Source organism: Salipiger mucosus DSM 16094 (genome assembly GCF_000442255.1).
In the GTDB taxonomy this organism is placed as follows: Bacteria; Pseudomonadota; Alphaproteobacteria; order Rhodobacterales; family Rhodobacteraceae; genus Salipiger; species Salipiger mucosus.
Genome location: NZ_KE557300.1, coordinates 1 through 15,330 on the forward strand (window position 1 = coordinate 1; position 15,330 = coordinate 15,330).

General features: G+C 70.3%; 8 protein-coding genes and 2 pseudogenes. 5 read left to right on the forward strand and 5 right to left on the reverse strand.

Going from position 1 to position 15,330, the window contains the following annotated elements; genetic code table 11:
- A pseudogene (locus tag SALMUC_RS27720) lies at positions 1-2,526 on the reverse strand (hypothetical protein); the annotation flags it as partial.
- 158 nt (positions 2,527-2,684) lie between these two features.
- Between SALMUC_RS27720 and SALMUC_RS27725 the strand changes: the two are divergent.
- From SALMUC_RS27725 to SALMUC_RS27735, 3 genes are all read left to right on the forward strand, one after another.
- The gene (locus SALMUC_RS27725; protein WP_020040575.1) at positions 2,685-3,818 is read left to right on the forward strand and encodes a TIGR03032 family protein; all 1,134 of its coding nucleotides are present in this window, start codon (positions 2,685-2,687) and stop codon (positions 3,816-3,818) included.
- A gap of 22 nt (positions 3,819-3,840) precedes the next feature.
- Positions 3,841-4,935 (forward strand): hypothetical protein, encoded by a 1,095-nt coding sequence (locus tag SALMUC_RS27730; RefSeq protein ID WP_021121128.1) that lies wholly within the window; start codon positions 3,841-3,843, stop codon positions 4,933-4,935.
- Positions 4,936-5,037: 102 nt separating this feature from the next.
- A complete protein-coding gene (locus SALMUC_RS27735) occupies positions 5,038-5,856 on the forward strand; it encodes an ABC transporter permease (protein ID WP_020040574.1) in 819 nt (272 codons plus the stop codon).
- Positions 5,857-5,907: 51 nt separating this feature from the next.
- On the opposite strand, the gene SALMUC_RS27740 is transcribed toward SALMUC_RS27735, so the two are convergent.
- The 3 genes and pseudogenes from SALMUC_RS27740 to SALMUC_RS27750 all read right to left on the reverse strand — a co-directional run bounded on the left by SALMUC_RS27740 (position 5,908) and on the right by SALMUC_RS27750 (position 9,674).
- Positions 5,908-6,996 (reverse strand): DUF2793 domain-containing protein, encoded by a 1,089-nt coding sequence (locus SALMUC_RS27740; protein WP_020040573.1) that lies wholly within the window; start codon positions 6,994-6,996, stop codon positions 5,908-5,910.
- A 162-nt stretch (positions 6,997-7,158) separates the two neighbouring features.
- Positions 7,159-8,199 (reverse strand): ParB/RepB/Spo0J family partition protein, encoded by a 1,041-nt coding sequence (locus tag SALMUC_RS27745; RefSeq protein ID WP_020040572.1) that lies wholly within the window; start codon positions 8,197-8,199, stop codon positions 7,159-7,161.
- A gap of 76 nt (positions 8,200-8,275) precedes the next feature.
- Positions 8,276-9,674, reverse strand: a pseudogene (locus tag SALMUC_RS27750) (AAA family ATPase).
- 609 nt (positions 9,675-10,283) lie between these two features.
- On the opposite strand from SALMUC_RS27750, the gene SALMUC_RS27755 reads away from it, so the two are divergent.
- Together SALMUC_RS27755 and SALMUC_RS27760 are read left to right on the forward strand one after the other, a co-directional pair.
- The gene (locus tag SALMUC_RS27755) at positions 10,284-11,471 is read left to right on the forward strand and encodes a replication initiation protein (protein WP_020040569.1); all 1,188 of its coding nucleotides are present in this window, start codon (positions 10,284-10,286) and stop codon (positions 11,469-11,471) included.
- Positions 11,472-11,567: 96 nt separating this feature from the next.
- A complete protein-coding gene (locus SALMUC_RS27760; RefSeq protein WP_037373156.1) occupies positions 11,568-15,035 on the forward strand; it encodes a hypothetical protein in 3,468 nt (1,155 codons plus the stop codon).
- On the opposite strand, the gene SALMUC_RS30810 is transcribed toward SALMUC_RS27760, so the two are convergent.
- The coding region (locus tag SALMUC_RS30810; protein WP_037373158.1) for a hypothetical protein at positions 15,032-15,330 on the reverse strand (299 nt) is incomplete at its 5' end. The two genes, SALMUC_RS27760 and SALMUC_RS30810, sit on opposite strands and share 4 nt — an antisense overlap.

Sequence of the window (15,330 nt, forward strand, 5' to 3'; positions counted from 1 at the left end):
GTCGTCGCCGCCGCCGTAGCCCCGGAGGAAATCGCCGCCCCCCGCGCCGCTCAGCCGGTTGCCGTGTTCCTCGGTGCCGCGCAGCACGTCGACGAAGTTGGAGCCGGTGGCGTGCTCGATGCCGATCAGCGTGTCGGCGCCCTCGCCCGTGGCCGTGCCCGCCACGAGGTCCACCGTCACCGGACCCGCGGCCCCCGAGAAGTCGGCCGTGTCGTAGTCGTCGCCGCCGTCGAGCGTGTCGTCGCCGGCGCCGCCCGTCAGCGTGTCCCAGCCCTCCATGCCGCGGATCAGGTCGTTCCCGCCCGCGCCGTCGAGCTGGTCGTTGCCGTCGAGGCCGAGCATGGTGTCGTCCATGCCGGTGCCGGTCTCGGTCTCGTCGTAGACGTCGGCGATGAACAGGTTGGCCCCGAAGAGCGTGGAGTCGATCTCGCCGTCCTGCAGGCCGTCGTAGCCGTCGAGGTAGGCAAAGCGGGCATCCGAGCCACCGAAGAACATCGTCGAGGGTGTTTGGATTGGGTTTACGTAGGCGCCATAGGAAGTAAGGCTGTAGGTCACACCATCGACGCGGCCGAAGAGGATGTCGCTGAAACCGTCCCCGTTCACGTCGCCGCCGTCTACGGCTTCCATGGCAGCGGCAGTACTGAGCTGGTTGAATGGCCCGACCAGAATCCGATACCCGTCATCCCCGTCGAGTTCATCGACAATCACCGTTTCGGTGGGCGTAGTGCCCTTACCGAAGATGATGCTGGCTCGAGCCTCGTTCTCGGCAAGATAGCCACCAAGGCTGTAATTATAATAGGTTGAGTAAACGCGATCGACCACGAGGATGTCGTCGTAGCCGTCGCCGTTCACGTCGCCGATACCGGCCACGGTGCGACCGAGACCATAGCCCGTGCCGTCGCCGCCGATCTGGAAGCCCAGCGAGGAATTGAGATCGTCCGGCGTGATCCGGGCCGGCATGCCGCCGGCCTGGCCCAGCACCAGGTAGGCCTGCCCGGTGCCGTTGATCGAGCCGGTGTAGGTGTTTGTATAGGTGTAGGTAGAGAAGTACGTGTACGGGATGTAGGTGGTGTAGCCGCCGCCCCCGAAGTTGTAACTGCCGCCGTAGGATACGAAGTTGTAGTTGCTGTAGCCGTCGTGGGTGTAGGAGCCGCTGCCCGACCCGACGTAGGTGAAGAACGGGTCGATGTAGGTGCTGTAGCTGGTGAAGACGCTGTAGGTATAGGTGGTCTGCACCGTGTAGGTGTAGGTCGTCGCGGCCCCCGGCGCCCCGATCAGGAAGTCGTCGAAGCCGTCGCCGTTCACGTCGCCGACCGAGGCCACCGAGCTGCCCGCGTAGTCGTAGCCGTCGCGCCCGACGAAGGTGAAGCCGTTGCTGCCGTCGAGGTCGGTCGTCGAGATCTCGCCGCTGGCGCCGGTCTCGCCGAAGAAGACATAGGCCGCGCCGGCGTTGAAGTCGGTCTGAGCCGACGAATAGGTGCCGCTGTAGGTCGCGTAGGTCTCGATCCGCGCGTCGTCGAAGTAGGCGGCGCCCACGATGACGTCGGCGATGTCGTCACCGTTGAAGTCCCCGCCCCCGTCGGCGCTGTCTCCGAAGCCGGTCGGGTTGTCGGCGGTATCGTAGCTGGCGACGTAGGAGCTGCCCGTCCAGTTGTATTGGAGCTGGCCCGGGTTGGTCAGCCGCACGGCGTCCGCCGGCGGCGCGCCCAGGTCGACGTAGCTCGGCAGCCCGCCGCTGTCGTCCCCCGACAGCAGCAGCACCTCGCCCGGCCCCTCCCGCGTAACGGTGTAGGTATAGGTGTAGATGCCGCCGTAGTAGCTATAGTAGGTATAGCCGTAGGTGAATGTCGAGGTCGGCGCGCCGCGCAGCGCGATGCCGGCCTCGCCCACGCCGTCGCCGTTGAAGTCCCCGACCTCGAGCACCTCCCAGCCGGCATGGTCGCCGCGCTCTCCGACCAGCACCATTGCATCGCCGGGCGCGAAGGAGCCCGCACGCATCTCGTTGTCCGCATCCACGTTGGGCGAGGCCGCGCCGAAGATCACGTAGCCGCGCCCGGCGTTGGCTCCGAAGTCGCCGGAATAGGTATAGTCGCTATCGCCCGCGCCGATGATCACGTCGGCGTAGCCGTCGCCGTTCACGTCGCCCGCGGCGGCCACCGCGTTGCCGAACTCGTCGAAGCTGTTCGCGCCGCGGATCACGAAGCCCTGCTCGGGGGTCAGGGTCTCGAGGTCGACCTCGGGCGGCAGCGGCGTGCCGTCGCCGAAGACGATCGCGACCGCGCCCTCGTTCGAGTAGTTGGACGTGTAGGTATAGGTGTAGGTGTAGGGCGTGCCGCCGATGGTGTAGGTGTTGGTATAGGTGGTGACCACCCGCCGGTCGGCGTAGGGGTCGGCGATGGCGAAATCCACCAGTCCGTCGCCGTTGAAATCGCCGATCATGGCGACGTCGAAACCGCTTAGCTCACTGTAGCCGCCGTAGGTGTAAAGGCTGTTCTGCCAGGGAAAGCGCGAACCGAAAGCGGGCATCGGAATTCTCCAGTGAAAACGTAATACTCGTGACCGGAGAATGTTCCGCCAGCCTCGTCACCCGGGACATTGCCCAATATTGTGACTTCAGTCTACCCTTTTTAAAATTGTGTTTGTCGGCTAACCCCATACGCAGTTTTATGATTCCGGGGGACGGTGTGTCATACGGCAAGACAGGGTCCGGCGCGGGCCACGCGCCCGCCACGGAGGGCGGGCAGGCCCCGCAGGAGACCGGGACCCCGCAGCAGGGCCAGCCGCCGCTGCAGCTGCTGGAAAGCCCCGGGCTCGCCGGGTTCCTCGCGACGCGCGGCATCTCGCTGGCCTTCACCACCTACCAGGCGGGCAAGATCTTCTTCGTCGGGGTGAACCGCGCCGGGCGGATCTCGGTCTTCGAACGCACCTTCCCGCGCTGCATGGGGCTGTCGGTCTCGAACGGCACCATCTGGATGAGCTCGCTGTTCCAGCTCTGGCGGATGGAGAACTTCCTCGATCCCGGCCAGCTCTACCAGGACTACGACGCGGTCTACGTGCCGGTCTCGGGGCACACCACCGGCGAGATCGACGTGCACGACATGACCGAGGGGCCCGACGGCCGCCCGGTCTTCGTGGCGACCCGGATGAACTGCCTGGCCACGCTCGACGACCGCCACAGCTTCGTGCCGATCTGGAAGCCGCCCTTCATCGACGCCATCGTCGCCGAGGACCGCTGCCACCTCAACGGCGCCGCCTTCGAGGCGGGCGCGGCGAGATACGTCACCTGCGTGGCCACCACCAACTTCAGGCGCGGCTGGTCCGACCGGCGCCGCGACGGCGGCGTGATCCTCGAGGTCCCCTCGGGCGAGATCGTGGCCGAGGGGCTGTCGATGCCGCATTCGCCGCGGCTCTACCAGGGCAGGCTCTGGGTGATCCAGTCGGGCCGCGGCCTCTTCGGCCATGTCGACCCGCGGACCGGCGCCTTCGAGACGGTCTGCGAGCTGCCCGGCTTCGCGCGCGGGCTGGGCTTCGTGGGCGATCACGCGATCATCGGCGTCTCGGGGCCGCGCAAGGACAAGACCTTCGAGGGGCTCGAGCTGAACGAACGCCTCGCCGCCGCCGGCAAGGAGCCGATTTGCGGCGTGCTGGTGCTGAACCTGAAGACCGGCGAGGTCGAGCACCTGCTCGAGATCCGCGGCGTGGTTTCCGAGCTCTACGACGTGGCCGTCCTGCCCGGGCTCAAGCGCCCGATGGCGCTGGGGTTCATGGCCGACGACATCCGCTACGTGCTGCGGCCCGCGCCGCTGGCCACGCCCTGACCCCTCCCGAGGAGACCCGCCCATGCCCCGCCTCGTCCTGCACGCCGGCGACTGCAAGTCCGGCAGCACCGCCATCCAGTCCGTGCTGCAGCTCGGCAGCTACCGCTTCACCGGCGACGACGCCCCCCGCCTGCACTACGCCCAGGGCGGGCGCCGCGACGGGCTGAACCACCACCGGCTGTCCAACTCGGTCCACCAGACGGACGCGCTGGCCCACCGCGACCGGGCCTGGGGCCGCTTCGGGCAGGAGTTCGCCCAGTCCGGGGCCGACGTCGTGGTCCTCTCCTCCGAGCGCTTCGAGTTCGCCCCGCCGCAGGCGGTGCGCGCCGCGCTCGAGCAGTTCGCCCCCGCCGCGCTCGAGGCGTTGAGCGTGGTGATCTACGTGCGCCCCCACGCCGCGCGCCTGTTGTCGGGCTACGCGCAGAACGTGCGGCAGGGGCTCTTCCTGGGCGATCTCGCGGAGTTCCTCGAGGAAATGAGCACCGAGGGCCGGTTCCACTACGCCGCGCGCCTCGCCGCCTGGCGCGAGACCTTCGGCGAGGCCCTGACCGTGCGCCCGATGATCCGCGACCGGCTGACCGGCGGCTGCGCGGTGCAGGATTTCCTGGGCCTCTGCGCCGCGGGCACCGGCGCGGTGCCGCTGGTCGAGAAGATCCCCAACGAGAACCGCTCGCTCAACCCCGAGGGGCTGGCCTTCATGCGCGCCTTCCGCGCCACCCTGCGCGAGCGCAACCCCGCCCCGAACAAGCAGCGCGCGGCCATCCTGCAGCGCCTGGGCGGCCAGCTCGAGGCGATGCCCTCCTTCAGCGAGGGGCGCGTCGGCATCCCCGCGGCGCTCGCCGGAAAGGTGCGCGCGGCCTTCGCCGAGGATGCCGCGCGCTGCGATGCCGAGGTCTTCGGCGAGGCGGTGATGACGCCGGCGCTGGAGCGCGCGCTCGAGACGCCCGGCGCGGAGATGCCCGCGCTCGACTCGCCCGAGGTCGCGCGCCTGCGCGATCTCTCGCTGGCCTGGATCGACATGATGGGCCGGATGCAGTCGCAGATGGCCCGCCAGCAGCGCGGCGGCCAGGGCCAGGGACAGAACCAGGGACGGCCGGGCGGCGGCGCCAGGCCCTGAGCGCGCGACCTTTCGCATGCGAAAGGTTCGGGCGGTCTGGGCGGCCTTGCACCCGTTCGGCGGCTCTGAGAGTATCGCCGCCTACAGCCCGGCAAGGACGTCATGGCCCAGTCAGACCCGAGTGCACCGAAACTCCGGCGCGTGCAGGAAGCGCTGCCGCGCTTCGCCAGCATGCGCACCATCATGGCGCTCATCCTGCGCGAGATGGCGACCTCCTACGGCCGGTCGCCGGGCGGCTACCTCTGGGCCATCCTCGAGCCCGCGGCGGGCGTCGCCGCCATGGTGGTGATCTTCTCGCTGGGCTTCCGTTCGCCACCGCTGGGCGACAACTTCGCGATCTACTACGCCAGCGGGCTGCTGCCCTTCCTGATGTTCGTGAACACCTCGAGCAAGACGCAGCAGGCGATCAACTACTCGCGCCAGCTTCTGGCCTATCCCCGGGTGACCTTCGTCGACGCCCTGCTGGCCCGTTTCGCGCTGACCGTCCTGACCCAGGCGGCCGTCGGGGTGATCATCTTCACCTTCATCAAGGTCACCATGGACACCCGCACGATCCTCGATCTCGGGGCGCTGCTCAATGCCTACGGCATGGCCGCGGCCACCGGCTTCGGGGTGGGGGTGATGAACTGCCTGCTGGTCTCGCGGCACGCGATCTGGTCGACGGTCTGGTCGGTGATCACGCGGCCGCTGATGCTGCTCTCGGGGGTGATCTTCCTGCACGACAGGATCCCCGACCCCTACCGCACCTGGCTGGAATGGAACCCGCTGGTGCACGCCGTGGGCGAGGCGCGCCGCGCCTTCTACTACAGCTACCGGGGCACCTACATCGACCCGGTCTTCACCTACGGCCTGGCGCTGATCTGCGCGACCGTGGGGCTGCTGTTCCTGCACAGCTACTACCGCGACCTGCTGGAGCGCTGAGCCCCCGTCCCCAATCCGTCCCCACGCCGTCCCTGCCCCGGCGGCCCCGGCTCAGGTCCAGGTGCCGATGGCCAGGAAACCGCCGCGGAAATCCGCCGTGCCGCTGGTGACGCGGAACAGCCGCACCGAGAAATGCGTGGGCTGCGAGACCACCACGCCGGCGACCAGCGCGTCGCTGTCGCCGATGTCGTCGGGGCAGACGATCACCCGCGGGTCGGCGGCGAAGGCGGCGGCGAAGCCCACGCTGGGCCCCGCGGTCGAGCGGTAGCCGCCGGCGTAGCCGTAGCTGCAGGAGATGCCGGCGTAGTCCACCGTGCCGGTGCAGATCTGCGTGCCGTCGGCGAAGCGGACGTAGTCGCCGTTGGCATTGCTGCCCCGCTCGATCACCGCGCCGGCGGGCTGGCCGGCCTGCTGCGAGACCGGCCCCAGCAGGTTGCCCGGCCCGTAGACAAGATCCGCCCGCGCCAGCCGTCCCGGCGTCACGTCCTGCGGCCCCTGCTGCACCGCCGCGCCCGAGGCGCCGCCGCCCGCGTCGAGGCGCAGCGCCGTGGTCCAGCTCGCCCCGTCGGGGCTGAGCTTGATCGAGAAGTCGTCGTTGCCGGCGGTGCCCATCTCGGCCCGGCCGGACCAGCCGGTCTGGAACAGCAGGCTCGCGGTCTCGGCCGGGCCGGCCTTGTCGATGACCAGCCGGTGGCCCGCGCCCTCGTGGCCCAGCAGCGTGGCCGGGGCCGAGACCGCGAGCCGGTTGGTGGCGTCGGCGCTCGCGTTGATCCCGACACCGGCGAGATTGTCGAAGCCGACCGCGGGCGCCCAGGCGCTGCCGTCGAAGACCACCTCCAGCCCCTCGGAGAGCACCCGCGCACGCCAGCCGGGCAGGGGGGCGAAGAACTCCCAGGCGCTCCCGGTCCAGAGCGCGACGGTGCCGTCCTGCCCGGCCCAGGCGCCAGTCGCGCCGGGGGCCGCGATATGCCGGTCGCCCGGCGCCGGGCCCGAGGGCGGATCGGTGCGGTCGCGGTCGGCGACGGCGAGCTGCACCGCGACATCGAGCAGGCGCAGCGCCTCGTTGTGGGTGACGTGCTTCTGCGCCTGCGCGGGCTGCAGGTAGGGCAGGGACAGGATCGGCGAACGGTCGTCGGCCATGGGAACTCCCTCGGGCATGTGGTCGCCGGGGAGGCTAGGGCGGGCGGGCTTAAGGCTTTGCAGGCCCACCGCGCGCCGCGAGGGGCCCGGGCGCAACGGCCCCGGGGCGCGAGGGGGCGGGCGAAACCTTTCGCATGCGAAAGGTTTCGCGGCCCGGATCCGTCAGGCGCGGGCCGCGAGCCAGAGCTTGAGCTCGTTCACGAGGTCCGCGTCCACCCGCTCGCCCGAGATCACCAGCCGCTGGCCGGCGTCGTCGATCTCCATCCGCAGCCGGGGCGAGAAGCGGTGGCATTCGTCGAAACGCTCCTTCGGCGCGGGCGCCGGGGCGGCCTCCCGCGCGGGCGCGGGATCGGCCGCGGGCCGCGAGAGACGCTCGATCAGCGCCGCCTCGGCCTCGGCGGTGCCGGGGGCCTCGCGCGTCAGCGCCGCGCGCAGCCGGGGGCCCAGCTCGGCATCCTCCGAGAGCCGCCGCGCCAGCGCCAGGACGGCATGCTCGGACAGCCGGTCCGGAAAGCGCAGCGCGCCGTCGAGCGCCGCGGCCACCGCCATCGCGGTCTTGATTTTCGAGCGCTTGGAGTAGGAGACCGCCGGGAAGAGCCCGTGCAGCGCCGCCTTCTCGCTGTCGAAGACCCCCTGCCGCAGCGCCTCGCGCACCACGCGGGCGCGCTCGTAGAGCGACAGCGCCGCGCGGATCTCGTTCTCCTCGACCATGGCGCGCCAGGCCGCGCCGGTGTCCTCGGGGCGGCGCAGCAGGGCCAGCACCTCGGCGAAGCGCGTCTCGCCGGTCTCCTCGTGGAGCTCGCGCAGGGCCAGCATGCGCCGCCAGCCCGAGATCAGGCCGTAGCGCGGGGACGCGCTCTCTTTCGCACTGCGCGCCCCCGCCTCGTCGCCGCCGAGACCCAGCACCTCGACCGGGGTCTGCTGGCCGCGGGCGCGCAGGCTGTCCTTGAGCTCGGCGAAGGCCTCGGGCTCCAGCGCCAGCCGGTCGCGCGTCATGTGGCCGGTGTCGATCTCGCCCAGCGGCAGGCGCAGCACCAGGCGGCCCTCGTCGCGGGCCCGGGCAAGCTCGCCCGCCACCTCGTCGAAGGCCGAGGCCGCGGCGGCCTCGCCGGCCACCTCGGCGATGGGCGCGCGGGACAGGCCGGCGGAGGGCGTGCCGAACATGCCGGGCTGGGCGGGGGTCAGGCGCTTGCGTTTGGCCATGGGGCACTCCTCTGAAAACCTCTCGCGGCAGGCTGGCAGGCCGGGGTGAACCCCGGCTTGACGCGGCGCGCGGCGCTCATTCGGCGGCCTCGCGGGCGGCCAGTTCCTCGCGCCGCCAGACCCCGGTCAGCAGCCGCTTGAAGGCGGCGTAGGTGGCGTCGAAGGTCTCGCGCCCGCGCACGTAGGTGTCGCGGTTGAAGTCGCGGTAATCGATCTCGTAGATCCCGCTCACCTGTTCGCCGGCCTGCCCGACCAGCGCGGTCATCTCCTGCCGGTAGGTCGTCATGAAGTCCCCGAAGTAGGCCTGGATCACGTTGGCCAGGTCCGTCTGCTGGCCCGCGTCGAAGCGCGTCACCAGCGCGCGCACCGCGTCCCATTCGAAGCGCATCTCCGGCAGCCCGTCCGAGCGCCGCGCCCGGTTCTCGCCCTCCTCGATCGAGGCGAAGGTCGAGTAGATCATGTCGAAGAACCGCCCCGTGCTGTCGAACTCCAGGAAGGAGGCGCCCAGCGGCACCAGCAGGATGTCCGCCGCCGAGAGCGCGTTGATCGTCAGGTATCCCAGCGCCGGGGGCGTATCGAGCAGCACGATGTCGTAATCGGCGAGCATCCCGCTCCTCGGCCAGCGCGTTGAGCAGCGAGTCCCAGAGCGGCCAGGACCGCGTCTGCATCCGCCAGACCGGCACCTGGAACTCCGCCCAGTAGAGGTTCAGCTGCGCCCCGATCAGGTCGATGTTGGGCCAATGGGTATTCTGGACAAGGTTTCGTGGCGAAACCGTTAACGCCTCGGTCAGCGTTTCGTCGAACGGGAAAGGTGTCTGTCCTTCGGCCTCGCGGACGCGGTTTTCCTGCTGGAGATGCAGCGCGTAGTCGCGGGCCAGCAGCGGAAAGACGGTCTGCCATTCGTCCTCGACCTTGCCGCCCATAATCGAGGTCATCGAGCCCTGGCTGTCGAGGTCCACCACCAGCACGCGGTAGCCGTCGAGCGCGGCCGACATGGCAAGATGCGCGCAGGTCGAGGTCTTGCCCACGCCGCCCTTGAAGTTGGCCACGGCCACCACCTTCGCGGGCAATCCCTCGGGCCGCCAGGCACGGTATTCGCGATCCTTGGCGCCTTCCTCCGCGAAGTGGTCGCGCAGGCTCAGCACTTCCTCCAGCGTGAACCACTTCGAGCCGCCTTCGCCTTCGCCCTGCGGCAGCTCGGGGTTCTGGCGCAGCACCCGGCGCAGGTGGGCGGGGGCCACGGGGATGAGGTAGCGGCAGATTTCCCAGGTCGAGAACCGGCGCAGCCGCTTGGCCCCGTCGGGCGCATAGCCCCGGCGGGCGAGGTCGTCGCGCCCGCGCGTGGCAAAGGCCGCGGCCTTGGCGAAACGCGCCGTGTCGATGGGATCGGAGAGGCGGCTTGCCGCGGCCTCGGGGTCGATGTTGAAATACGGGGGCAGGTCGGCCCTGCCGGGACCGCCGGGTTTCTGTGCCATGTTGCCTCGTGCCATGTTCGCTGTTTGCCGCGATATGCGTCCGACTATGGCACATGGAGGGGGTCTTGTGAATCGCGCAGCGCCCTCATCCGGTCTTTCCATGAAAAATTCAGGGAACGCATGCAGTCGTTTCAGAATCTTTTTTAGTCTTTAAGGACTTTGTTCCGCGAAACTGCCTTCCATAACAGATAGATAAGGCCACCAGGGTCCCCGTCTGCGGGATCGAAAGGCACCGGATACGGGAGAAAGGGGACCCGTTTCCGGGATCGAGGGCGCCGATTCGCGGTGTTGCGCCCAAAACCCTGCACAGAACGGCGGTTTTAGGCTGTATTAGGGTCGCATCGCGTCGAATCGGATCACCGGCACCGCGCCTCGGCCGCGGGCGATCCCGCAAACGGATACCTTTCGGACCCGTCGGACGTCCGGCGTGAGCTTCGCCCATGCAGGGCCTTAGGTTCCCGATTGTCTCTTGCCCGCGGATACCTTTTCGGCGACCATGTGGATAACCGGGGCAGGTCGGCGCGAGTCGCTCACCACGATCCCGGATCGGGCAGAGGGCGCCGAAGTGCGCCGGAAGGACAGGCGGGTCACACCCGCGAGCGAGGCAGGATGGACGATATTCCCCGTGACCAGCTGACGGGCCCGTTGCGCCGCGGCGCCGTCAAGAAACACGTGGCGGCGATCCACGTCTCGGGCAAGCTGACGCTGTTGCAGCGCAAGCTGTCGAACGTGCTCTTGCTTAACGCCTACGACACGCTGACCTCGCAGGCGAGTCACCAGATGGACGCGCGCACGCTCTGCCTGATGATCGGCTACAACTCGAACGACATGGAGACGCTCAAGCAGTCCCTGCGCGGCCTGGCCGAGACGGTGGCCGAGTGGGACATGCTCGATGCCGAGGGCAAGCAGGAGTGGGGCGTCTCGGCGCTGCTGAGCTACGCCAAGCTCAAGGGCGGGATCTGCGAATACGCCTATTCCCCGGCGCTGGCCGAGAAACTGCACGACCCCAAGGTCTTCGCGCTGATCAACCTCAACATCCAGCGCCGCTTCACCAGCGGCCATGCGCTGGCGCTCTACGAGAACTGCTATCGCTTCGTGCGCACGGGCTCCACGGGCTGGTGGTCGCTGGACCTGTTCCGGCGGCTCATGGGGGTGGCCGACAGCCCGTATTACGAGACCTACAAGCACCTCAACGCCAAGATCATCAAGCCGGCGGTCACGGAGGTGAACAAGACCTCGAACATCGTGGTGACGCCCGAGGTGCGCAAGATGGGGCGCTCGGTGACGGACATCCGCTTTCGCATCGCCGAGAACCCGCAACTCGCGATCCTCGACCTCGACGACGGCGAGGGGCTGCGCAACACCGAGGTCTACAGCCGGCTGCGTGCGCTCGGCATCAGCGACCGGCTGGCGCGGCAGTGGATCGCCGAACACGGCGAGCGCTACGTGCGCGAGAAGCTCGATTACGTGGCGGGGCAGGGGGGCGTGAAGAACGCCGTGGGCTACATCACGAAGGCCCTGAAGGAAGACTACGGCAGCACGCGACCGCCGGTTTCGCCACGAAACCCGGCCCCGCCGAGTTCCGCCCGCGCCCGCCGCCTTGCCCGGATCCGGGACCTTGCCGCGGCCCGCAAGCCGACCCAGAGGGACGCGGACAAGCGGCTCTTCATGACCCGCCTCGAGGGCTCCGCCCGCGAGGATTTCGAGCGGCATGGCTGGATGTCGGCCCTGAACGCCGAGGCCATCGTGGCCTTCTGGAAGGAGCTGTCTCCGGAGGCCTTCGACGACCTCGACTGAGGCGGGGCTGGGCGGCGATTGAAGGATCTTTCGCGAACGCCCGTTTTAGGGTAAGATCCGAGCACATTTTATACCTAAAATTGTTTGGATTTCGCCATGAACATCGGATTTTCGCCCGAACTGCTTGGTATTGGTTTCGCTTTTTTCCTTCTCTGGCTCGGCCTGTCCTGGCTCTACCTGCCCCGCCTGAGACGTCGGGCGCTGGCCGCCGAGCCAGGCGATCTGGCCCGGATGAACCGGCGCCTCGCGGGAGCGGGGGCGCTCAGGGACATCGCGCTGGCCGGCGTCATCGCCTTCGCGATCGTGCTGCTGGGGCTCCTCGCGCTCAACCTTCATGTCTCGGCCGTCGGGAACACGGACTCCGACCTGCTGGGCCTCATGGCGCTGCGGCAGCAGGCCCAGACGGTGCTGGACCAGGTCCAGACGGCCTCGCTCTCGCTCTGGGGGGCGAGCATCGCGGTCATCGGGCTGATCTGGATGGTGGTCTCGCGCCGAAGGGCGGGCGAGCGCTGGGACACGGCGCTCGAGGCCCGCAGGGCGGCGCTGCGGGCGCAGGCGGATGCGCTCGACATGGTGGCGTTGCGGGCGGCCGCGGAGGAGGTCGATCCGAGGATCACCGCCGGGGTCGACGAACGCGCGGAGGCGCTGACGGGGCAGGCCCGAAAGACCGTGGAGACGATGCTCGCGGCGCAAATCCTGACCTTCAAGGACAACTCCGAACAGCCCATGTCGCTGCTCGATCTTGCCGGGATCCGGGCGCAGCTGGAGGCGCGCGCCGGGCAGGCCGAGGCCGAAGGGCAGGGCGAGGAGGCCACGCGGCTGCGCGAGGCGGCCGAGGGGATCGGCCAGCAGCTCGGGAAGCTGAAGGCGGACTTTCCCCTGGAGCTGGAGGGCATGACCGGCCCGGTGACGACCACGCTGGCGCGGGCCGAGGTGGACCCCGAGGGCATCGTCGCGCCCGAGGCGGCGCGGCGCGCGGCGCTGGCCGACCGGCTGGTCGAGCACAGGCTGCGCAACCACCTCGCCGAGGGGCGATCGCGGGCCGGGGCCGAGCCCGAGGACCTGCGCGGCTGGATCCTGGCCGGTGGCACCAGCGAGGCGGTGACGAAAGGCGCGGGCGGCCTTGGACGGGCCGCGCGCCATGCCGCCGTGATCGCCTTCCTGCTGGGCTTCGTCGGACTGGGGACCAACGCGCTGGGGGCCGGGGTGACGGCCTCGCTGAAGGAGGCCGAGCTGGGTCTCGCCGGGCGGCTCTCGGCGCAGTCGGTGCAGACCGCCGCTGCGCGGACCGAGGCGCCTGCGGAGGCCGATGCCTCTGACCTGGCCTCGGACGAGGCCACGACGACCATGCTGCGCGCCTCGATGCGGGCGAGCTTTGCGCGGGCGGTGCAGGCCGGGGTCGCGCCGCGCGGGCCGGGGCCTGTCTTCGGACCGCGCCAGCGCTTCGATCTGGCGGCGGTGAACGCGCGGCAGCGCATCCTCGCGGTTTCGGCCCGGCCCGCGGCCGCCGCGGTGGGGGCCGCCAATGCGCAGGGCGGGGCGGCCTACACGGTGCATGCCTCGCATGCCAACACCAACGCGCCGCCGATCGACGCCATCCTCGACCCGCCGGTCGACCGGCGGATTGCGCAGCTGCGCCAGAACGAGCGCGTCTGGACCAGCCTGCGGGCGGCGGCGGCACGGCCGGTGGCGCCGGATCTCGCGGCGGAGCAGTTCCTGCGCGTGGCCTTTGCCGACGAGGCGATGCTGCGCAGCCACCAGGTGCAGCTGCTGGCCGACCGGGTGACGGCGGACGTGGCGCGGACCGCCGCGCGCACCGGGACGATCCCGCACGGGTATGCGCCCGAGGTGCGCGCCGATTTCGTGCTGGAGGCGATGAGCGACCGCGACCGCCGGATCATCACGGATTTCGAGAGCCGCTCCGCCGGGCGGGCGGGGCGCTATGTCGATGACGTGCGCACCGGGCGCATCGATCCGGGTTCGCTGCACCGCAGCGCGCCGGGCTCTCCGCTGCGGCCCGGCGGCGGCGGGGCCGGGGCGAGCGCCTATGGCGATCTCTTCCCGGCGGTGCTGGACAACGCCGCCGGCGCCGGGGGAGGTGGCGGCGGCGGGCCGTCGCGGACGGCCAGCGCCTCGGGCAAGTCGCGGGTGGCGGCGAAGTCCTATCGCGCCGTGCGCTTCAACCGCCGGGTCGGCGGTGTCGTGATCGGGCGCAGCCCCGAGGGCGGCGATGCGGCGGATATCACCGGGTTCGACTGGGCGATGCGGGACGGCGGGCTGACCCTCGTGCTGACGACCCGCGAGGGCGGGCGCCACGAGATGGGTCCCTTCGATCCGGCCATCGCGCATCACGCGCTGAGCTATGCCGCCGACGGGCGGGTGGTCGCGGCGACGCTGCCGCTCTTCGCCGCCGAGGATGCCCCGCTCGAGGTGCCGACGCGGCGCGTGGTGGTGCATCCGGCCTTCGAGGACACGCGCTTTGCCTGCTCGGCGATCCAGATCGACCGTTTCGTCGACGCGGTGATGTTCGACGAGGCCAACACCGCGGCCGAGCCGCTTCGGGTGGCGCGGAACGCGGTGACCGGCTTCGGGCAGATCCTGCGCTACGCGGGGCCCGAGGACAACACGCCCGCGATCCTCGACCAGCTGGGGCCGGACATGCGCGGGGCCTTCGACCATGCGCGGTCCTGCGGCACGGGGGCCTCGTGCTTTCCGCTGGAGACCTATGCCGGCTACGGCATGCGGTTCGGCGGGGCCGGGCGCCTGCTGTCGTGCTTCACCGAGGCCGCCGGGCCCGAGGCCTGCGGGCGGCACCTGACCGGGCTCTACAGCGAGACGACCTACTCGGTCGACAGCGGCGTGCGCGAGGTTCCCTACGAGGTGGACCCGGGGCTGGGCTTCCTGACGGGGGAGGGGGCGGAGGGGCCGCTCTGGCCGCTGGACTTCATCGTGCAGGCGGTGCCGGAGGCGCTGTCGCGCGAGGAGATGGCGATATCCGAGGACTGGGAGCCGTGGATTTTCCCGAGCTTTGCCAATGAGTTGCGCGGCATGGTCGCGCGGGCGGTGGCGCTGAATCCCGGCGCGGCGGAGGTGCTGGACGAGATGCGCCAGTTCACCGTGCTGCAGCGGCTGTTCCGGGCCGCGCTGGACGGGCATCTCGGGCTGGAGTTCCCCTTTGCCGCGCTGGTGCCCCTGCAGGAGGCCACTGCCGAGTCCGTGGTGATCGAGCGGCAGGAGCACTGGAACCACAACCAGCCCTTCTTCGACTTCATGATGCGGCAGGACGCCTGGCTGCGCGACGGGTTCGCGCGGGCCTTGCAGTCGGCGGCTCCGCAGGGGGCCTGCCGGCAGGCGCTGGAGGCCGCCGCCGGGGCGGAGGGCTGGCCCGATGCGCCGGGCCACTGGCCCCGGATCGCGGCGGTCGAGGCCGCCTGCAGTGCCTCTGAGGTGCCGGGGCTGGCGGCGCGCATCGCCGACCTGCGCGACCTGGGGCTGATCGAGGAGGCGATCCAGCTTCGGGCCTCGCTGGGCCGGCCGCGCGCGGCGCTGAGCTGCGCGGACTAGCGCAGGCTGCCGTCCTCGAGCGCGGCGAGCAGGGCGTCGGCGACACCGATGTCGTCGATGCCGGCTTCGGTGATCCGGGCGCGGTGGGCGGTGTTGAGCGCGTAGGCCTCGGCCCAGCGGGCGCGGCGGGCGGCGCAGGTGGTGAGCCTTGCCCAGGCGAGTGATTCCAGCCGGCCGAGGCCGCTGCGCCGCGCGAGCTCGCGGCATTCGGTGGCGAGGGTTTCGACCGTTCGCAGGCGCCCGGTGTCGAGCGCCGCCGTGGCGCCGCGTTCCAGCGCGAGGCAGAGGAGCCGCG